This window comes from Pseudomonas sp. 31-12, assembly GCF_003151075.1.
GTDB lineage: Bacteria > Pseudomonadota > Gammaproteobacteria > Pseudomonadales > Pseudomonadaceae > Aquipseudomonas.
This window is the reverse complement of sequence record NZ_CP029482.1, coordinates 4022487-4042860: the sequence shown is the minus strand read 5'-3', so window position 1 is coordinate 4042860 and position 20374 is coordinate 4022487. Positions and strand designations below refer to the sequence as shown.

The 20374-nt window shown below is 60.0% G+C and carries 11 protein-coding genes; 8 read left to right on the top strand and 3 right to left on the bottom strand.

The features are described 5' to 3' along the window. Positions 1–71: 71 nt before the first annotated feature. The 7 genes from DJ564_RS18995 (at position 72) to DJ564_RS18965 (ending at position 8910) form a co-directional block, all read left to right on the top strand. Complete coding sequence (locus tag DJ564_RS18995; RefSeq protein WP_109632365.1) at positions 72–1730, top strand: bifunctional 3-(3-hydroxy-phenyl)propionate/3-hydroxycinnamic acid hydroxylase; 1659 nt, start codon at positions 72–74, stop codon at positions 1728–1730. Positions 1731–1732: 2 nt separating this feature from the next. After that, on the top strand, positions 1733–2380 hold the full coding sequence (locus tag DJ564_RS18990) for a TetR/AcrR family transcriptional regulator (protein WP_109632363.1): 648 nt from the start codon (positions 1733–1735) through the stop codon (positions 2378–2380). A 233-nt stretch (positions 2381–2613) separates the two neighbouring features. Continuing rightward, positions 2614–3228: a TetR/AcrR family transcriptional regulator gene (locus DJ564_RS18985; protein WP_109632361.1), complete on the top strand. Its 615-nt coding sequence runs from the start codon at positions 2614–2616 to the stop codon at positions 3226–3228. Between the two features lie 86 nt (positions 3229–3314). Beyond that, positions 3315–4406 (top strand): VOC family protein, encoded by a 1092-nt coding sequence (locus DJ564_RS18980; RefSeq protein WP_109632360.1) that lies wholly within the window; start codon positions 3315–3317, stop codon positions 4404–4406. Between the two features lie 172 nt (positions 4407–4578). Then, positions 4579–5535, top strand: coding sequence for a fumarylacetoacetate hydrolase family protein (locus tag DJ564_RS18975; RefSeq protein WP_109632358.1), 957 nt, complete (start codon positions 4579–4581; stop codon positions 5533–5535). Continuing rightward, positions 5535–7436, top strand: coding sequence for an acyl-CoA synthetase (locus DJ564_RS18970; RefSeq protein WP_109632356.1), 1902 nt, complete (start codon positions 5535–5537; stop codon positions 7434–7436). Before DJ564_RS18975 ends, DJ564_RS18970 begins: the two co-directional genes overlap by 1 nt. Before the next feature lie 154 nt (positions 7437–7590). After that, positions 7591–8910, top strand: a complete 1320-nt coding sequence (locus tag DJ564_RS18965; protein ID WP_109632354.1) for an outer membrane protein transport protein — start codon at positions 7591–7593, stop codon at positions 8908–8910. 47 nt (positions 8911–8957) lie between these two features. Here the strand turns inward: DJ564_RS18965 and DJ564_RS18960 are convergent, their stop codons facing one another. Continuing rightward, entirely contained in the window at positions 8958–9683 is a 726-nt protein-coding gene (locus tag DJ564_RS18960; protein WP_109632352.1) for a Crp/Fnr family transcriptional regulator, read from the bottom strand. Between the two features lie 75 nt (positions 9684–9758). Further along, a complete protein-coding gene (locus DJ564_RS18955; protein ID WP_109632350.1) occupies positions 9759–18410 on the bottom strand; it encodes a GH36-type glycosyl hydrolase domain-containing protein in 8652 nt (2883 codons plus the stop codon). Between the two features lie 374 nt (positions 18411–18784). Between DJ564_RS18955 and DJ564_RS18950 the strand changes: the two genes are divergently transcribed. After that, positions 18785–19711 (top strand): Gfo/Idh/MocA family protein, encoded by a 927-nt coding sequence (locus DJ564_RS18950; RefSeq protein WP_109632348.1) that lies wholly within the window; start codon positions 18785–18787, stop codon positions 19709–19711. 78 nt (positions 19712–19789) lie between these two features. Here the strand turns inward: DJ564_RS18950 and DJ564_RS18945 are convergent, their stop codons facing one another. Then, the gene (locus tag DJ564_RS18945; protein WP_109632346.1) at positions 19790–20245 is read right to left on the bottom strand and encodes a VOC family protein; all 456 of its coding nucleotides are present in this window, start codon (positions 20243–20245) and stop codon (positions 19790–19792) included. Positions 20246–20374: the final 129 nt, after the last annotated feature.

Genomic DNA, 20374 nt, shown 5'->3' with positions numbered 1-20374 from the left:
TTGAATACCTTGACCCTGCCTGACGATGAGACCTGCGTGCCTCACGACTTCAATCACAACAAGGGCTCGAGATGAACAACAACAAGAACGTTTGCCAATTGCCTCCCTCCACCGTCGACGTGCTGGTCATCGGTAACGGTCCGGTAGGTGCAACCATTGCGGCGCTGCTCGGCCGCTATGGGGTCACGACCCTGGTGCTGGACAAGACCCATGAGGTCGTCCTGATGCCTCGCGCCATTGCGCTGGACAACGAGGCGTTGCGCATCCTGCAACTCGCTGGTTTGTCGGAAGACGCTTTCGAGAAGATCGCTATTCCTGAAGTAAGAATGCACTCCCCGGTGCTCGGGCAATTCGGTCGCGCCAATACCGAGGGGTGCATCGACGGTCATCCGAAGCTGGTTACGTTCTATCAACCCGACCTCGAACACGCGATGCGCAGCCAGGTTTCCCGGTTGAAGTCAGTGACCAGCCTGGGTGGCTTCGAGCTTGAAAGTCTGGTCGAGGAGGCGGATGGCATTGTCGCCTCCGTACGGGATCAAGACGGGCAATCGCATTCCGTTCGCGCCCAGTACCTGGTCGGTGCGGATGGCGCAAGCTCCAGGATCAGAGCACTGATCGGCCAGGAGTTCGAAGGGCAGACCTATGCAGAGGATTGGCTGATTGTCGATGTCAAAAACCGGCATGAGTCAGCGATTGATCACATTGAGTTTATCTGTAATCCGCAGCGCCCAACGCCGCACATGCCTGCCCCGGGCGGCAGGGAGCGTTGGGAGTTCATGCTGCAACCCGGTGAATGCCGGGAAGAACTGGAAAGCCCGGAAAGCATCGCCCGGTTGATCGCGCCATGGATCAACCCGCAGGAGCTGGAAATCGAGCGCAAGGCGGTGTATCGATTCCACGCGCGCTGCTGCAAAAGATTCAGCAAGGGTCGCGTTTTTCTCGCTGGCGACGCTGCGCACATCACCCCTCCATTTGTCGGGCAAGGCCTGGTAGCGGGGCTGCGAGATGGCGCCAACCTTGCCTGGAAACTGGCCTGGGTTCTTCGCGGCCATGCCGCCCCTGCAATACTCGATACCTATGACGTAGAGCGCCGTCCCCATGCCCAGGCGATGATCAATCTGGCAAAACTCATGGGTCGTCTGGTGATGCCCAGGAACAAGATTGCAGCGTTCTTCATCCACGGCCTGATGCGCACGCTGGCGTTGACCCCCGCGACCAGGAGGTACTTCGAGCAGTTGGACATCAAGCCGAAGAACACCTTCACACACGGCCTGTTCGTGCAGCATCGGCGGGGCGACAAACTGGTGCGTGGCAGCCTGTTTCCCCAAGCCTGGATTCGCACCCTGCAAAAGCAGATCAAGCTGAGCGACGATGCGCTTGGAGACAACCTGACCCTGGTTGGATTCGGTGTAGACCCGTTGTCACTGCTCACCCCTGATCAGATCATTGCCTGGGGAAAAATGGGCGGCCATTTCCTCGAGGTCAGAACACGCGGCCAACGCTCCGGCGGCGGCTGTGACTTCATTGAAGACATGAACCATGACATCCTGCCACTGGCTCCCAAAGGAACGCTGGTCGCGGTTCGTCCCGACCGGATCATCATGCATCACGCCCCAGGCGCAGAGGTGGGCAGTCTGCTTCGAGATTGCAGGAGCCTGCTGGGTAGCGAAGACGCCACGGTTGATAGCGTTTCCATTACTATCAACGAGCCCACCAGATTACGAGCCTGATCATGCATTCCCCCATTCTTCCTTTAGAAGCTGCTGAACCAGAACCTCTCACGAGAGGCCACAAGAAACGCGAGCGCACCCGTCGCGGCCTGGTGGACGCGGCGTTGCGTCTTGTTGCACGCAAGGAAGTGGGGGAAATCGCGTTGCTCGAAGTCGCCGCGGAAGCTGCGGTATCCAACGGCACCATCTACAACTATTTTCGAACGCGCGACGAAGTACTGGAGGCCGTGGGCATTGCCATGGCCGCCGAGTTTTCCGATGCCATATCCGTCTTGAGCGCGGACGAGCAGTGCGGTGCGCAGCGGCTTTCGATTGGGGTTCGCATGTTTGTCTGTCGGGCCGCCGCCGACCACCAATGGGCGAATGCGCTGCTGCGCATCATCCATTTCGACCAGACCATGCGCTCGCGTCTGGCTGCCCATGTCCTGGGCGATCTGCGTGAGGGGCTGCGCGCGGGCACTTTTGCTTACGTGGACGAAGGGGTCGCCCTGGACATCGTCTTATCCTGCACAACCGGAGCAATGCGCTCGGTTGTCGAAGGGCGTGCGGGCGCGGAGCACGATGTGCGGGTCGCGGAAATGACGCTCCAGGCTCTGGGCGTGACACCCGCCAAAGCCCGGAAAATCGCTGGTAAGCCGCTACCCACCTGATCTGATGTGATTCAGCAAACCAAATTGATCACCTGTCAGAGATACGGTGCAGCTGAGCGCGCGTGTTCATTTTTCATGTGCCAAACCTGCCGGCGGTCTAGTCGTATCCATCCGTTTCCATCGGCATATAACGGTTTCCGTTGAGTTGGACGTGCTTCAGCGCCAAAACGTTGTTGACGATAACTGAACACGCGTGTTCAATATGGCCATAAGGTAATCCTGGAGAGAGCACCGTGCAATCCCTGAATCCAACACAGCGCCGCATTCATCAAGCCGCCTTTCGGCTGTTCGCTGAAAGAGGCACCTCACAAGTGAACATTCTCGACCTCGCACAAGAGGCCGGCGTGGCGCGTGGAACCGTCTATAGCAACATCGACAACATGGAAAGCCTGTTCGAAGCCGTCGCTGGCCAACTGGCGAGGGAGATGCATGAGCGCGTCAACAAGAGCTTCGATTCCCTCACCGATCCGGCGCAGCGCCTGGCCAATGGCATTCGATTCTTCATCCGTCGAGCGCACGAGGATTCCCAGTGGGGGGCATTCATCCATAAGTTCGCCATGAGCAATGCGTCATTGCGCGAAATGTTCAGCAGCCAGGCGACCACGGACCTTCTGAGCGGGCTTTCCACCGGGCGCTACACGTTTCAGCAGGCGCAGTTGCTCTCAGTGCTGACGCTGATATCGAGCAGCGTACTGGGCTCGATTTTCTTGGTGCTGGAAGGTCACCGGACGTGGCGCGAATCGGGCTCTGACACCGCCGAGCTGGTACTGCGGGCATTGGGTGTGCCACCGGATGAGGCACGCGCGATGGCGACAATAGAGTTGCCGGCGCTTCCGTCTCTGGACTGAGCCCTAACTGATTCAACTAGAAAACACCCCTGTTTTTTCAGGGGTTCGGGACTGCTTTGCCCTGAAAAAACCGGAAAACAAAAACAATGAATGACATAAACCAATTGCACCGGTTGGCGACACCACAACCCTCCCGGCATCCACAACCGACCGTGAAGGCCCGGGATCTGACTCACCTGATCTTTCAACGGCCGGACTTGAATGAGGCGGCGCGGTTCCTGACCGACTTCGGCCTGACGGTCAATCGGCAGGACGCCGATACGCTGTATCTGCGGGCCACCGACGCCACTTCCTATTGCTACCGTGTCCATCGTGCCGAGCAGGCACGATTTATCGGCTTCGGACTCGCAGTGTCGTCGCTTGAAGATCTGGAAAAGCTCGCTCAAATTCCAGGGGCGTCATCGGTAGAAAAGTCGGAGCATCCTGGCAAAGGGTTTTCCGTCCGGCTGACCGATCCTTCCGGTTTTATCGTGGAAGCGGTTTGCGACCAGGCCCCCGGCAAGGCGCTGGCACACAGAGCGCCTCTGCACTGGAATCTGGCGCACGAGCAGCCACGAATCAATGCCACGCAGCGCCCGCCGATTGCGCCCCCTGAAGTCCTCAAACTTGGCCACATCGTCATTGAAGTGGCCGACTATCAGGCGACCTGCGCCTGGTATACGGAGCATTTCGGGTTGATTCCCAGCGATGTGCAGGTGCTTCCCGACGGCACGCCTATCGTCACTTTCATGCGCCTTGATCTTGGTGACAGTCCCGCGGATCACCATACGCTCGCGATTGCGCAAGGGTTCATGGCGACCTACAGCCATAGCGCCTATGAAGTCGTCGATGCAGACGCGGTGGGCATGGGGCAACGCGTCCTGCGCGAGCGCGGTTGGCAACACTCATGGGGCATCGGCCGGCACATTCTGGGCAGCCAGATCTTCGATTACTGGCAAGACCCATGGGGCGACAAGCACGAGCATTACTGCGACGGGGATCTGTTCACGGCCACTCGGCCGACGGGTATTCATCCGGTAAGCCCAGAGGCAATGGCCCAGTGGGGGCAGCGCATGCCCAAGAGTTTTACCAAACCCAAGATAAGCCTGGCCAACCTGCGTGCACTGATCCGCAACCTACGACGCAGCCCGGATTTGACCTTGCGCAAGTTGATGACCCTCATGCGGATGTTCGGGTAGAGCCGCCATGTCGAAAAACTCAACCCGGTTTCGTCGACGGGACGTACTTAAAGCCGGCGCTTTGATTGCTGGCGGTGCGTGGGTCTACACCGTTGCCGGCCCCGTTTCAGAACAACACCATAGTTCCCGCGCCACCGAGCCCGGGACAAACGCCGCTCCAGGAGTACCTTCAATGTCTGCTGTACACATCGTCCGCTTCGAATTTGAGAACGGTATCCACTGGGGCGTGCTTCGCCAGGGCCGTATTACGGTGGTCCCCGGTGTTTTTGAAACCACCGGTGACTTCATTCGCCAGAACAGTATCGATGACCTCGCTCACTTAAAAGGTACAGAGCTTGCGGAGGGCGAAGTGAAGCTGCTGTCGCCGGTGACCCGTAACCAGCAGTTCGTCTGCCAGGGCGCCAATTACCGTCAGCACATGATCGAGTCGGGCATGGACCCCGACGCGAAGAAATTCAACATGATCTTCAGCAAGGCAACCAGTTGCCTGGTGGCGGCTGACAGCGACCTGATCAAGCCGCGCACCGTGCGCTTCCTCGATTACGAAATTGAACTGGGTCTGGTGATGAAGCGCGCGATCACCGGTGCTGTTGCTGTCACCGACGCCAATCTGCATGAGTTCATTGCAGGCGTCGTCATCGTAAACGACTACTCGGCGCGAGACGTTCAGATTCCGCAGATGCAGTTCTACAAGGGCAAGAGCTTCCGCACTTTTGGTCCGGTCGGCCCGTACCTCTGTCTGCTGGATGCCAAGGACATGCATTACCTCAAAGCATTGCAACTGCGCCTGACCGTCAACGACCAGGTGCGACAGAACGACAGCACGGCCAACCTGGTTTACGGCCCCGCTGAAACCCTGACCGAGCTCTCGTCCGTGCAAGATCTCGACGTTGGCGACCTGATCGCTACCGGCACGCCTGCGGGCTGCGCTCTGACGATTCCTTCGCCTGCCAAACAGCGCATTGCGGCCCTGATGCCAGAAGCCACCAAATGGAAACTTTTCCTCAAGGCGCAAGAGGGGCGCACGCAATATCTCAAGGCCGGAGACGTGGTCGAGGCACGCATTCGCAGCGCCGATGGCGTGGTCGACCTCGGCGTGCAACGCAACCGCGTCGTGGAGCAAGCCTGATGGTGGTGCAGACCCTGTGCGACATCGAACGTCTCGAACGAGTCCCGTTGTCGGAGCGTGGCCTGGCTTCCAGCACGTATGAAGCGCTGCGCCAGGCGGCCGAGAGCAACCCGCAGGCACCGGCGCTTAGTTTCTTCGCTGATGCTGCGGATTTCAAACACACCTTTGAGTGGGATTACGCCCGGCTCTTCGCGGAGATCACCCGCGCGGCCAATGCCTTCCATGACCTGGGCATAACATCGGGTGAGGTGCTGGCCTTCATCCTGCCCAATCTGCCGGAAACCCATTTCACGATTTGGGGCGGGGAGGCGGCCGGCATCGTCATGGCTATCAATCCGCTGCTCGAGGCCACGCAGATGGCGAGCTTGCTCAATGCCGCGAAGGTATCCGTGGTGGTGACACTCGCGCCGACGCCGGGCAGCGATCTGTGGCCCAAACTGGCTTCGCAGCTGCATCAGCTACCCACGGTCCGGCAGGTGGTCTGGGTCAGCATGGAACCCTATGCCCCCGAGCCGGTGCGTGGTGCCCTGAAAGCCGCGGCACTGATGGAGCGAGGCCAGCACCGCGATATCGAGATCCACGATTGGCAATCGCTGATGAGCACTCAGCCGCACACCCACCTGAAGAGCGGTCGGCAAATCCGCCCGGATGAGTGCTCTTCCTACATCTGTACGGGCGGCACCACCGGGCTGCCCAAGATCGCCGCGCGTACCCATGGCTCGGAAGTCTTCAATGCATGGGCCGTGGCCGCTCACTTGCAGCCACGCAGTGGTGGACAGGTGATCTTTTGTGGCCTGCCGCTGTTTCATGTCAATGGACAAATGGTGACCGGGTTGATGTCGTGGACTCAAGGCGATCATGTGATACTCGGGACACCTCATGGGTACCGTGGCGAGGGGGTGATTGCACGGTTCTGGGAGATGGTCGAGCACTTCGGAATCAACCTCTTTTCCGGCGTACCGACTGTCTATGCCGCACTGCTGCAAAACGAATGGCAGGGCCGCGACCTCTCCAGTCTTCGCTTTGCAATGTGTGGCGCCGCGCCCATGCCGGCCGAGCTTTTCCGCGAGTTCGAGCGCCGGACCGGGGTAAAGATCCTGGAAGGTTACGGCCTGACTGAAGGGGCCTGCGTTTCCTCAATCAATCCGCCCCATGGCGAGCGTAGTATCGGCTCCATCGGGATACGGATCGCCTACCAGAAGATGCGCGCGGTCTTGCTCGACGATGCTGGAGCGTACCTGCGTGACGCCGAAGTGGATGAGATCGGCCTCATCACGATCAGCGGCCCGAATCTTTTCGAAGGCTATCTGGAGGAGCGTCATAACCACGGCCTCTGGATCGATATCGACGGTCAGCGCTGGCTGAATACGGGCGACTTGGGTCGTCAGGATGCGCAGGGTTACTTCTGGCTGACCGGTCGCAAGAAGGAGTTGATCATTCGCGGCGGTCACAACATCGATCCCAAGCAAATCGAGGAGGCTCTGCAAGCGCATCCCGCCGTCGCCCTGGCCGCTGCCATCGGCAGCCCCGATGCCTACTCGGGCGAAGTGCCGGTAGCCTACATTCAGCTGCGCCCCGGGCAAGTGTGCAACGCCGAAGAACTTGAGGCGTTTGCGCATCTGCACATCAGCGAGCGAGCAGCAGTGCCCAAGCGCATTGAAATCCTTGGTGCGTTGCCACTGACGGCCGTCGGCAAGATATTCAAACCCGCCTTGCAGCAGCGCGAGATTGCCAGAGTCGTCCGTCAGGAAGCAGGGCGCCTGGGGCTTTTGGACATTGCTGTCGAGGTCGTGCAGGACAATCGCCGTGGGCATGTCGCCTGCATCCGGGCCGGAACTGGCCAGGAACTATTGGCTCCGCTCCTGGGGCGCTACAGCTTTCAAATCGAGTGGCTTGGTTAAGTCCCTGATTCTAATCCGGCCATCAAGCCCTGGCGCTGTTTAGCCAGGGCCTTTTACACAACGTCGATCAACGCCAACCGGCACTGAAAAGTGCACAGGACGGCGAAGCCTTGCCTGCGTGAAATCAATAAAAACAATAAACCAGAGGTGGAAAATGAAACTCAAAAGCCGTGTGATTCCGTGTCTCTTTGCTCAGCGAAAGTGCGTTGCCTGGATCAAGTTCACCGGTGCCATGGCACTCTTTGGCGCCTCTACAGTTGCAAGCGCCAATGGCATTGCCCTTAACGAACAAAGTGCAAGCAGTGCAGGAACGGCGTATGCGGGAAGGTCGTCTTCGGCGCTGGATGCCAGCACTATTTACGGAAACCCTGCCGGCTTGACCAAATTGAAACGCAGCGAGATTTCCGGCGGGGCTGCGCTCGTGTCGGTGAGTGACGACATCAGTGATGCGCAAAGCAGTGCAGCAGGAACCAACAAAGGGGATTCGGTCCCTTTGGGCGTCGTGCCCTTCGCCTATATGTCGACACCCCTTGATGAGCGTTTTTCGATGGGGCTGGGCCTCTATGCCCCGAGTGGCCTGATCAATGATTACGAGCGCTCTTTTCAAGGCCGTTACCATGGTTCCTATAGCACGACCAAGGAGATAACCCTTCAGCCCACCCTTGCCTGGCGGATCAATGATTTCGTGTCCATTGGTGGCGGGCCGACCCTGAACCGTTTCAATGCAAAGCTTCAGAATTACCTGGCCACTGGTGCCCTGAACAACGGTCAGGACACCCTGGTCACCATCAAAGGCGACGACACGGCGATTGGCTACAACGTCGGCCTGTTGGTCGATTTCAGTGAGGCAACGAGTTGGGGGATTACCTATCACTCGAAGGTGAACTATCACCTCAAGGGGCATACCGACGTTTCCGGTTCCCCGAGCGTTGTCCCGCTGGACGGAAGTTATGACGCCAAGCTGGATCTGACCATGCCCGAATCAGTGGACACGTCCATCACCCATCGATTCAACAGTCGCTGGACCGGATACCTGGGGACTACCTGGACACGATGGAGCCGGATCCAGCAGGTCGAGGCCATCAACAGCGGTCTTTCCCCCCTGGGCCAGGCGGCCGGCCTGGGCCGTGTGACTGAAGAAATGAACTGGCGCGACACGTGGTCCACTGCGGTAGGCGCATCCTATCAATTGAACCAGCAATGGCTGTTGCGCGCAGGCTACGCCTATGATCCGTCGCCCATCAGAAATGCCGATCGCAGCGTGCGCATTCCGGTCGGGAATCGCCAGGCCGTGACCCTTGGCGGCGCTTACTCGCCGAACCCCGATCTGACGATAGACTTTGCTTATGGTTATCTCTGGGATTCCAAAGTCTCTGTCAAGCAGTCGAACAACTCCGGTTTGCAACCGGAATACCGCGCCTACTATGAAAACAGTGCGAATGGCATTTCGGTGCAGGCAACTTATCGGTACTGAACGATTGACAGAAGTCGGTATCGCAGCTGGCAATCAGTCTGAACGCATCACTCGTCCTGACGGCGGGTGTAATGCAGCAGCCGATCGGTCTCGGTCTTGACCACAAGGTAGCACTCGCAGCTCAGTCGTTCGAGGCGCGCTCGATCCAGTACGGTGATCTGGCCTCGGCTGTACTCGATGACGCCTTGGCGCTGTAGTTTGCCGGCTGCTTCGGTGACGCCTTCGCGGCGCACACCCAGCATGTTGGAGATCAGCTCCTGGGTCATGTTCAGGCGATTGCCGTGCAGGCGTTCCAGCGACAGCAGGAGCCATCGACACAGTTGCTGATCGATCGAATGATGGCGGTTGCACAGGGCGGTTTGTGACATCTGTGTGATCAGCGCCTGGGTGTAACGCAGCATCAGCAGGAGCAGGTCGCCATGACGGTTGAACTCTTTCTTGAGTTTTTGCCCGGGCAGACGAAACGCAGTTCCGGCACTTTGCACCACCGCGCGGCTAGACGTGCTTTCGCCGCCCATGAACAGCGCAATACCGATCAGCCCTTCGTTTCCGACCACGGCAATCTCTGCTGATGAGCCGTTTTCCGTGACATGCAGCAGGGACACGATGGAGTCCGTCGGAAAGTAAACGTGCCGCAAGGTGTCTCCCGGTTCATACAGCACATCGCCTAGCGCCAGGCTGACCTGCTCCAGGTGCGGAACAAGGCGCTGGAGGTCGTCGGCCGGCAGCGCTGCAAGGAGATGATTGTCGCTTGGCTTGGGAGAAGCAGGCATGGCAGAGCATCCTTGGCGGAACAGGGGTGTGCCGACTCAGGGTACTCCCATGCGCATCCGGCGGGTGGTCAATGTCTATTCATCGGCGGTGTGCTCGTATTCCAGCGCCTGAGGCCTGGGTGATCGGGCGCGACAATCGACCTGAACCCAGCGCTCCAGGCCGTCGTCCTCCAGTGTCAGCGCTGCGTCAGTCAATGGCTGGCCGTCGAGGGTCATCGAGGTGAAGGCCGAACTGCCTTGACGCACATCAAAGTGGTAGAGGGTTTTGCCAAAGCGGTAGTGCAAGATGAAACCCGGCCAGTGAGCGGGCATCAACGGTTCGATTCTGAGCGTACGGCCGCTGCGTAGTACGCCCAGCAATGATTCGACAATCAGCCGGTACATCCAGCCGGCGGAACCGGTGTACCAGGTCCAGCCACCGCGCCCGGCATGGGGACCGGCGCCGTAGACGTCCGCGGCCATGACATAGGGCTCGACCTTGTAGGTGTCGATTCGAGCGTTGTTGGCCGGCGCGGCAGGGTTGATCAGATTCAGCAGTTCCCACGATTTGCCGGCTTCACCCAACTGCGCAAACGCCATGCCCGCCCAGACGGCGGCATGGGTGTACTGACCTCCATTCTCGCGCACGCCAGGCACGTAGCCCTTGATATAGCCCGGGTCCAGGGTGCCCTTGTCGAACGGTGGATCAAACAGCAACACGGCGCGGATGCGACGTTTGATCAGATGCTCATCCAAGGATTGCATGGCCTTGATCTGGCGGTTGGCAGGTCCGGCCCCTGACAGCACTGACCAGCTTTGAGCAATGGAATCGATGCGACATTCTTCATTGCTCGCCGAGCCGAGCACTTGCCCGTCATCGAACCAGGCACGGCGATACCAGGCGCCGTCCCAGGCACTTTGATCGAGGTTGCGTTGCAGTGTCACCGCGCTGTCGCTGCAGCGCCTGGCAAATGCGTGATCACCGTGCAGGCGGGCGGTCACCGCAAATTGCTCCAGCACCTGATAACTGAAGAAGCCCAGCCAGACACTTTCTCCTGCACCCAGATGGCCGACGCGATTCATGCCGTCGTTCCAGTCACCCGAGCCCATCAGCGGCAGCCCGTGATGACCGCGGCGCAGGCTATGTTCAATGGCGCGCACGCAGTGTTGGTAAAGGGATTCTCGCAGGTGCGATACGCCCGGGAGGTCATAGTAGGACTCCTCGCCAGCCGCCAGTAAGCGTCCTTCCAGGTACCCGACGGGCTCTTCCAGTACATCCACATCGGCGGTCATTTCGACATAGCGGTTGGTGGCGGCCACCAGCCACAAAAAGTCGTCGGAGCAGGCGGTGCGAACCCCTCGATTCATCGGCGGGTGCCACCAGTGTTGCACGTCGCCTTCCACGTACTGATGGGCGGCGCACAGCAACAGATGCGCTCGCACTGTGGCCGGATCGGTATGGATCATCGCCATACTGTCCTGCAACTGATCGCGAAAACCGATGGCGCCACCCGACTGGTAGTAGCCGCTTCGGGCCTGGAATCGGCAGGCGATGACCTGATACATCAACCAGCCGTTGACCATGACATCGACCGCCGGCTCGCATGTTTCGATATGAATGGCCCCGAGCAATGAGCGCCAGTGTTCCCGTACCTTTTGCAATTCTGCTGCGGCCGCCAGTCTGCCCCGATAGCGTTGCACCAGTTGGGTAGCGGCATTGCTGGACGAGGCCGCCCCAAGGCGCAAGATGACTTCCTTGCTGTCGCCATCGTTGAGATCAACCGACACTTGCAGGGCGGCGCAAGGGTCCATGCCGCCCCCCATGCGCCCAGACAACCCTTCATGTTGCATCGCTGCCGGTGAGGCGAGGCTGCCACTGCGGCCGATGAATTCAGTACGGTCGCCGCTGATACCGTGATCGACTGTGTCGGTGTCAAAGAAGGCCACCCGCTCGGAAAACTCCACCGAGTAGGCGTTGCGGGCGAAGAAGGCACCGCTGGCGGGATCCGATTGGGTGACCACATGCATCGCCGACTTGCTGCGCAGATCGCCCAGCACCCATTCCACATACCCGGTGACCGACAATGATCGGCTGCGTCCCGAGCGGTTGGTCAATAACAGTCGCGAGAATTTGATCGGCGCATCCAGCGCTACATAGATCCACAGCTCGCTGTAAATGCCGTCCTCTTCATGCTCGAACACGCTATAGCCGAAACCATGGCGGGTCCGGTATGGGCCTTGCCCGGGGCAGGGCTGAGGCGATGCCGACCAGAAGTGCCCGGTCTCTTCATCGCGCAGGTAAATGGCTTCTCCGCTCCGATCGGTGACCGGGTCGTTGTGCCACGGCGTCAGGCGAAATTCATGGGCGTTCTCGGCCCAGGTATACGCACTGCCGGCTTCCGAGACCACGGTGCCGAGGTGTGCATTGGCAATCACATTGACCCAGGGCGCGGGTGTCGGATTGGCTGCCAGCCCGGTGACAATGTACTCACTGCCATCGTCGCTGAAACCGCCATATCCATTGCCCAGCAGCAGTGAGGGACGGTTCGGTCGTACCGGTGCCGGCCCGGCCTGATAATGCCGGCTCGCAACAAACGGCGCGTGCAACGGCAATCCTTTGCGTCGATGAATCTGTTCCGCGAGACTGCCCAGCTCTTCGCTCAGCACCAGCCTGGCCACCGAAAGGACCAGCACGCGATCTTCTGTCGACATCTGCTGCGCGGGGCGCACAAAAATCCCGCCCGGACGATCCAGCAAAGCGGCTTCACTGCCGGAGGTGATAAGGCCCATGATCGCGTCCTGCAGTTGCTGGCGATAGCCCGCCTGATCTTCGTTCCAGATCAACAGGTCGACCACCAACCCTTTTTGCCGCCAGTAGGCGTGGGCCTGAATCAACTGCTGCACCAAGGCGATATTGTCCAGGCTCTGGATCTGCAGCAGAACGATAGGCAGATCGCCGGAAATGGCCTGACCCCAGAGTCCCGGCTGATTGCGTCGATTGGCAATCAGCACTGCATTGTCGGCGCGCATCGAGGCGTTTGCATAAAGCAGCGACGAGGCCATCTGCTCGAACAGACGGGCGTCGGACAACGTGGCATTGAGTTGACGCAAAAGCACCTGGCTATGGGTCCAGGACAGGTCGAACACCCGGTCGGCGAGGTGACGGTCGCGGTATTTGTTGATGAGATAGAGGCAATCGTCGCGACTGTCGGCGACTCCGGTGACCAGGTCGATGGTTGCCTGTTGGCCGGGTTGCAGGGTAATCCTGCAGCGAATCGCGACCACCGGATCAAGCACCGGGCCTGCACTGCCTGACAAGCGCTGGCAATCGGCATCCAGGGCGGCAGGTGACACCAGGCTGCGCCCTCGGCCGATGAACCGGGCGCGATCGGTTTCGTACGAGATCGCATCAATGTCCACCCCGTGTGCAGCCAGCAAATGGCACATCCACGGCGTCGGTTCATCGTTGGCCCGGGGGCGGCGGCTGCAGACAATGGCCTGGAGCGCCGGCAGTAATTCGGTCTGCACGAACAGCTTGCTGAATGCCGGGTGCATCGCGTCGTTGCCGGGAGAAGTCAGCACGACTTCGGCGTAGGTGGTGATCTCCAGTGTCTTGGCGGATGAGGCTCGGTTGGTGATGTGCAGGCGGCGCAGTTCGATGTCGTCTTCAGGCGAGACAACAATCTCCAGATGCGTGTCGAAATCCAGGTTGCGTGCGCGAAACTCTGCCCGGGAGTCGCAGAAGATCGCCTCGTGGCTCTCGGGTTTATGCAAAGTCGGTTGATGCGCAGCCGACCACACCGTGTTGGTCTGGACATCGCGCAGGTAGCAGAACATCCCCCAATTGTCCTGTGAAGTGTCTTCCTGCCAACGGGTGACGGCCATTTCATTGCGGCGGCTGTAACCACCGCCGCCGCTGGTCAGCATGACGTGGTAGCGACCGTTGGAGAGCAATTGCACGGCTGGACGTTTGCGTCCCGGATCCGAGAACACCCGAAGCCCCGAATCCTGGCCTTGGCCAACATCGCCGAGTGCCGGCGCCTGGGCGGTTTGCAGGTAGGGCGCGGCGGATTTGGGCACCCTCTCCTGCAACAGCAGCAGGGCTGATTGCAGCGCCGGGTCGGACTCGAATCGCCGTTGCATCGGTTGATCGAGCAGTCGGCTGATCAAGGCCAGCAGGCTCATGCCCTGGTGGTGCGCCATGAACGACCGGACCACGACGAAGGGTTGGCCGCGCGGTAAGCGGGCCTCGGTGTAATCCACCGCTTCATACAGGCCGAAACGCCCCGAAGAGCCTTGCAGGGCAAGGCGTTGCAGGTTTTTGCAGGCCGCATCGGCATCGACCATCAACGCCAGGGCGCTGGCATAAGGCGCTATGACGACGTCATTGCTTAGCCCGCGCTGGAGCCCGAGCGCCTGAACGCCGAAGGCGCGGTATTGATAATTGAAGTGCGCGTCGACGGTGTTGTAACCCGATTCCGAAACGCCCCAGGGAATGCCCAGCCTGTTGCCATGCTCGATTTGCACCGACACGGCGGCGCGGCAAGTCTGGTCCAGCAGGCTGCCTTCATAGTTGGGCATCACCAGCATTGGCATCAGGTATTCAAACATTGACCCCGACCAGGACAGCAACGTCGGTATGCCAGCGTTTTCGCCCAGCAGTCTTCCCAGGGTGAACCAGGCGCGTTGGGGAATCTGTCCTTGGGCGATGGCCACGAAATTGGTGAGCCGCACCTCGGATGCCAGCAGGTCGTAATAGCCGGTGTCGAGCCGGCATTCTTCGGCGTTGTAACCGATGACGAACAGGTCACGCTGATTGTCGTAAAGCAACGAGAAATCCATTTGCGCCAATGACGTCGCTAATAAGGCCAGACGTTCCAGGGTCTTCAGGCGCTCCCTGGCGTCGGTGCGGACCTGCTCGATTCGAGGGTGATGGTCGATTGCCCAGTCAGCGCAATTCAGCGCTGCCAGCTGACGCAAGGTGCCAGGCGACTCCATCGTCACCAGGGGGGTAGGGAGGCGATAGCGTTGCAGTTCTTCTGTCCAGTCGATGCATTGACGGGTAAACGCTTCTCGCCAGTAGAGGCTTTCCTCATCGGTGTCCGCTTGCTGGCCTGTGACGATCAGGTGAGAGGTTTGCAGCAGCTCTGCCAACGCGTCAGTGGTCGCCGTTTGCGAGCCTTGTTCAAGGCTTTTTCGCAATTGATTCAGGGCGTTTTCATCCGTCCCTGAAGCGCGTTGGGACTCTATGAGGATATCGAGGGTATCGCGCAGACCCTTGATCACGGCAGGGCTGAACAGCGGGGCGTCTGCAAGCTGCTCGATGCCGGTGCGCAAGGTCAGCAGCAGGCCCGCCAGGTTACCGCTGTCGACGGTGGAGACGTAATGCGGGCGCAGCGGTTCGAGGGTCAGCGTGTCGTACCAGTTGTAGAAGTGCTGCCGATAACGCTCCAGTCCGTCCATGCTGTCCAGCGATGCCGCAAGCCGGGACAGCAGTCGTTCGGTGCTCAAGTACGCGAAATCGCGAGCGGCCAGATGGGCGAGCAGGGACATGCCCATGTTGGTCGGCGAGGTCCGATGGGCAACGGCAGGCCGGGGTTGTTCCTGCACGTTGTCCGGTGGCAGCCAGTGATCTTGCGGCCCGACGTATTGATCGAAGAACGCCCAGGTTTTGCGCGCCAGCAACCGCAGGAAACGCAGATCATCTGCCGAGGGGGCAAACACCGACTGCCTGGGCGCCAAACTGAGCCGCCAGGCGATCCAGGGGCCCACCAGCCACGACAACAGCAGCGGACTGGCGATGGCCAGCGTCTGCGGGTCGTTCACCAACAGGGCCACCGCGATGAGGGCCGATGCCGGCTCGATCCACATCTGGCGATAGAGGCCGGACAGACGGTTATCGGTCGTGCGCTCCACCTCGCGCGAGGGCTGCCATTGCAACAGCCGGCGTCTGCTAAAGCCGATTCGCCAGAGCGAGCGCAGGATTGCATCGGCGCTGTAGAACATCTCGAAGGGCAGCCAGGCGAGCGTCAGGCATGCCCGGGCCAGGTCCTTCGCAAGATCTGCCAGCAACGCCCTCAGGTATTGTCCAAAGGACACATCGGCGGGGGCCTGCATCAGATCGGTCACCGCCCGGAGCAACGGTTGAATCACCATCAACCCGATGACTGTCAGGGTCCAGTTCATGGGCTGACTGCTGGCAAACCAGCCCCATGCAAACATCAACAACAGCGCCAGCGGTTCCAGGCTGCGTCGCAGATTATCCAGAATCTTCCAGCGTGCCATGACGCTCAGCCTGTTGCGCACCCATTTGCCATCGGCGTTGCGCGCCCAGGGTAAAGTCCACGGCAGCAGCTGCCAGTCGCCGCGTATCCAGCGATGCCGGCGATTGACATCGGCACCGTAGCGCGAGGGGTATTGCTCGTAGACCTGCACGTCACTGAGCAGGCCGGATCGTGCATAACACCCCTCGATCAGGTCGTGGCTCAGAATCTGGTTATCCGGCAAGCAGCCTTCCAGTGCGCAGGTGAACGCATCGACATCGTAGATGCCCTTGCCGATGAAGGAACCTTGCTGGAACAGATCCTGGTAAACGTCCGACACCGTCCGGGTGTAAGGATCGACACCGGCATCACTGCCAAACAGCCGGGCGTAGATCGAGCGCGTGGCGCTGGTCAGGCCGATGCCGACTCGCGGTTGCAACACCGCGTAGCCGGAAATGATCTGCTCGCCAGCACTGTCGAACAACGGACGATTCAACGGGTGCATCATCGCCGCCACACATTGGCGAGCGACATCGCGCGGCAGCAGGGTGTCTGTGTCCAGCGTGATGACGTAACGCACGCCGCGCAACGGCGTGATGTCGCCGACAATGGCGTTGAAACGGTCCTGTCCATTGCCGCGCAGCAGGGCATTGAGCTCGATCAGCTTGCCGCGTTTGCGCTCGTGGCCCATCCAAACGTGTTCGCTCGCGTTCCAGCGCCGTGGCCGATGCAACAGAAAGAATCGGTCGCCGAGTCCATCCGCGTATTTTTCATTGAGCAGGGTGATTGCACGGGACGCCTGTGTGAGCAGTTCGGCGTCTTGTGGCTGAGACTCTTCAGGCGCATCGAGGAAATCGCTGAGCAACGCGAAATACAGGTTGCTGTCGCGGTTGGCGAGAAAGCGCACTTCGAGACCTTCCGCCAGTTCGTCCACATCGGCCAGGCTGGCGATCAGCGTCGGGATCACCACCAGGCTTCGCGCGCCATCGGGAATACCGTTGGCAAAATCCATTTTCGGCAGCGTCGTCGGCAACAGGCTGAACGTCACTAACCAGTTGATCAGGCTGATTGCCAGTCGGCTGGTCATGATCAGGCATGGAATCGCCATCAGCAGAAGCGCCGCATCGGGCATTCCATCGCGCTGTGCAGAAGCCAGCAGGGGCCAGGCGAAGATGAGCGTCAGGAAAGCCACCGGCGCCAGGTAAAACACCAGCGGCGACTGCTGCAACAGCCGTTTCCAGCGCTCATGAAGCGGTACTCGGGCGATGAGCCGTCGCTCCAGGGTCGGCAACCCGGCGCTGATCAGGTAATACCCGACGTGGTGAGCCAGCACTGGGCAGGAGACCGAGGCGGCTCCGGCTGCGGCGAGATTGATCGCGGCGCGGGCGATCTGGATTTCCGAGTGCTGGGGGCTTCGTCGGGCAAGGCGCTCAATGACATGCCGGTAGCTGTCACGGGTTTTGAAATCCATCGCCCGGTAAACCTGCGCCGGGTCTTCGTGGAGAATCTGTTCGACGTGACTCATTGACTCGACGAACTCGCGCCAGTCCGTGGCGGACAAGAGACGCAAGCTGCCGATGCTGTTGCCTATGGACACCTGATCCGCTGCCTGTTGTTGCGCATCGAGCTGCACCTGGCGTTCGATGCTGGAGCCGGTCTCACCGAGCATTTGCTCGATCCAGTTCAGCGCCAGGGCCAGGGCTGCACTTTGGCCCTGCAGGCGGCGGGTGAATTCGGCGACAAAGGCGGGGGTCATCGGCGGTGCGGAGCGAGCCATGTCGGCAACGGTCAGCACCACGCTCTTGATGTCCTGTTCCGAGGTTTCGATCAAGCGTTCGGCCCAGTCATCAGCCAGATTGCGCTCGTCGGCGTTGGCCATGACCCGCGAGGCCACGCGCCGCAGGTTTTCGATCAGCGCCAGGCGCAACATGATCGGTATTGCCCACAGTTCGCCCAGCGCCAGTGGCATCACGGTCTGATAAGAGAAAATGAAGCGGCTCAGACTGTCTTCGTCGACCCGACCGTCGCCATGGGAAATGGTCTCCAGTGCGATGTCATAGACGCGTGGCAGTCCCGCGGACGGGCCGTTGATCAGGCGTGGCAACTCACGGCTGTAGCCTTTGGGCAGGTGCGTCCTGGCAGTGCGGATGTGGTCTTCGACCAGGTAGTAATTGTCCAGCAACCATTCCGCTGCCGGAGTCACTCGTCGGCTGGACAATTGAGCGCTGGTCAGCGCCGTGCAGCTGCGTTTGAGCAACTGCTCGTTATCATCGAGCCGGTGCAGCATCGAGTCCCGCGCAGACAGCGTTGTCAGGCGATGCTGCCCGGCCAGGGCGATGCCGTGACTGGCCATCTGGTCGGCGCTAAAAAGCTCCGAGCGCAAGATGGGCTCGTATTTGAATCGGGGCTGGGGAAACAGATGAGTCCGCCAAAAGCCGGACGAGCGGGGAAATACCTTCTGTATGCGTGTCCATATGCTGTTCATAAGGTCCTGAGCCTGAAACGCATGATGCGATTGCGTGCATTTTGATAGGTACGCCAACGCATTGCGCCAGCACCGGGCAGTACTTGCCGGACGTAGCTTTTCAACTTGAGTGTGGAGACCTGAAGGGCTGTTCGTCTGTTCGCTGGCGCACATAGCAGCCTTCTTGGGGGGGGGGCACCGAATGGACGGCGCAGAGCGCTGCTGGAGGCGGTTGGCAATAGCTGGCGGACCCGGGTAAAGGTCGTTTCCAGGCGCTGGCAGCGTTCAAATTCGCCTGTTGGGTGCAGCGTCAGCACGTCATCAATGACTTCGCCGCTGTACAAACGTAATCTTGCCGGCTTGCGTACCAATACAAAAACAATCAGGAGTCATCGATGCAACCGATCCGTCTCGGTCTGGTGGGCTACGGCAAGATTGCCCAGGATCAACACGTCCCCGCTATCCACGCCAACCCCGCGTTCCAGTTGGTGTCTGTCGCCACGCAAGGGCAGCCTTGCGCCGGGGTCGAGAACTTTAAGTCCCTGAGCGAGTTGCTCGAAAACGGCCCGCAGGTCGATGCGATTGCGTTTTGCACACCGCCGCAGGGACGATTTGCTTTGGTGCAACAAGCGCTGGCTGCAGGCAAACACGTGCTGGTAGAAAAACCACCGTGCGCCACGTTGGGTGAGGCGATGGCGTTGGTGAGCCAGGCCGAAGAACAAGGCGTCAGCGGTTTGTTCGCCTGGCATTCACGCTACGCGCCGGGTATCGAGGCCGCCCGTGATTGGTTGGCCACCCGCACCCTGCAAAGCGTGCAGATCGACTGGAAGGAAGACGTGCGCAAATGGCACCCCGGCCAGGCCTGGATCTGGCAACCCGGAGGCCTGGGCGTCTTCGATCCGGGCATCAATGCCTTGTCGATCGTCACCCATTTGCTGGCGCTGCCGCTGTTCGTCGAGTCTGCCGAACTGCGAGTCCCCAATAACTGCCAGTCGCCGATTGCCGCTTCGATCAAAATGTCTGACGCGCGTCACCTCGATGTCCGCGCGGAGTTCGATTTCGACCACGGTCATGACGAACTCTGGAGCATCGAAATCCGCAGCACCGAAGGCACCCTGCGCCTGGACAACGGTGGTGCACTCCTGACTATCGACGGCGTGCGCCAGGCCGTCTCGGAGGAGGGCGAGTACGCGGCGGTGTATCGACATTTCCAACAGCTGATTGGCGACAAAGCCAGCGACCTGGACCTCCAGCCGCTGCGGTTGGTGGCCGACAGCTTTTTTGTCGGCAGTCGGGTGTCGGTTGAGCCGTTCTACGACTGACGGCCGCTAAAATGGACATGACTTCCTGAGGGCGTGAAGCGGGGGCGGGGCGGAAGCGGGCATTCGCCGCCTCCTCCCTTAAGCAAACGCCTCCTCGATAAATGCCTCCAGCGCCTTGTCTTCCAGTATCTCGATGGAGAAGTGCCCAAAGCGCTTGGGCAACCAGATGATGCGGGTCCCTGACGGGGATTGCAGGTTCGCGCGGGCAAGTGGTTTTCCGTTTTCGTCTTCTGGCTGAACACCCGCGGCGATCAAGTCGTCATAGGCCTTCTCGATGTCCGGTGTGGAGTAGCAGTGGCGGTAAATCATGCCTTCGCCCGCGCAATCCAGCAGATCCTTCAGGTTCCCCGCCAACGGCTGCACCAGCATGAAACGCTCCTGACCGATCAACGCAATCGCGTAGCGCACGTGCAGGCCACCGCGTTCCCAGACGAGCGTTTTAGAGATCCTGGCTTGCAGAATCTGTGCGTAGTAAGCGCAGGCTTCTTCGAGATTCTTGACCAGTACATCGACGTGACTGAACTTCAGCTCCATTGCATTCCTCCTGTTGAAACGATTTCCATGGTAACGACGGCTCCATCAGAGTTCGACGAGTTTTCCTATGGCTGTTTCCTGGTCGAAGAGTTGAACGAAAAGCTGATCGTTAAGTCAGGATAATCAGCT

Excerpts from the sequence above, each read along its gene's own strand:
- DJ564_RS18965 (WP_109632354.1), top strand. The coding sequence starts at position 7,591 with ATGAAACTCAAAAGCCGTGTGATTCCGTGTCTCTTTGCTCAGCGAAAG.
- DJ564_RS18975 (WP_109632358.1), top strand. The coding sequence starts at position 4,579 with ATGTCTGCTGTACACATCGTCCGCTTCGAATTTGAGAACGGTATCCAC.
- DJ564_RS18990 (WP_109632363.1), top strand. The coding sequence starts at position 1,733 with ATGCATTCCCCCATTCTTCCTTTAGAAGCTGCTGAACCAGAACCTCTC.
- DJ564_RS18945 (WP_109632346.1), bottom strand. The coding sequence starts at position 20,245 with ATGGAGCTGAAGTTCAGTCACGTCGATGTACTGGTCAAGAATCTCGAA.
- DJ564_RS18980 (WP_109632360.1), top strand. The coding sequence starts at position 3,315 with ATGAATGACATAAACCAATTGCACCGGTTGGCGACACCACAACCCTCC.
- DJ564_RS18970 (WP_109632356.1), top strand. The coding sequence starts at position 5,535 with ATGGTGGTGCAGACCCTGTGCGACATCGAACGTCTCGAACGAGTCCCG.
- DJ564_RS18950 (WP_109632348.1), top strand. The coding sequence starts at position 18,785 with ATGCAACCGATCCGTCTCGGTCTGGTGGGCTACGGCAAGATTGCCCAG.
- DJ564_RS18995 (WP_109632365.1), top strand. The coding sequence starts at position 72 with ATGAACAACAACAAGAACGTTTGCCAATTGCCTCCCTCCACCGTCGAC.
- DJ564_RS18955 (WP_109632350.1), bottom strand. The coding sequence starts at position 18,410 with ATGAACAGCATATGGACACGCATACAGAAGGTATTTCCCCGCTCGTCC.
- DJ564_RS18960 (WP_109632352.1), bottom strand. The coding sequence starts at position 9,683 with ATGCCTGCTTCTCCCAAGCCAAGCGACAATCATCTCCTTGCAGCGCTG.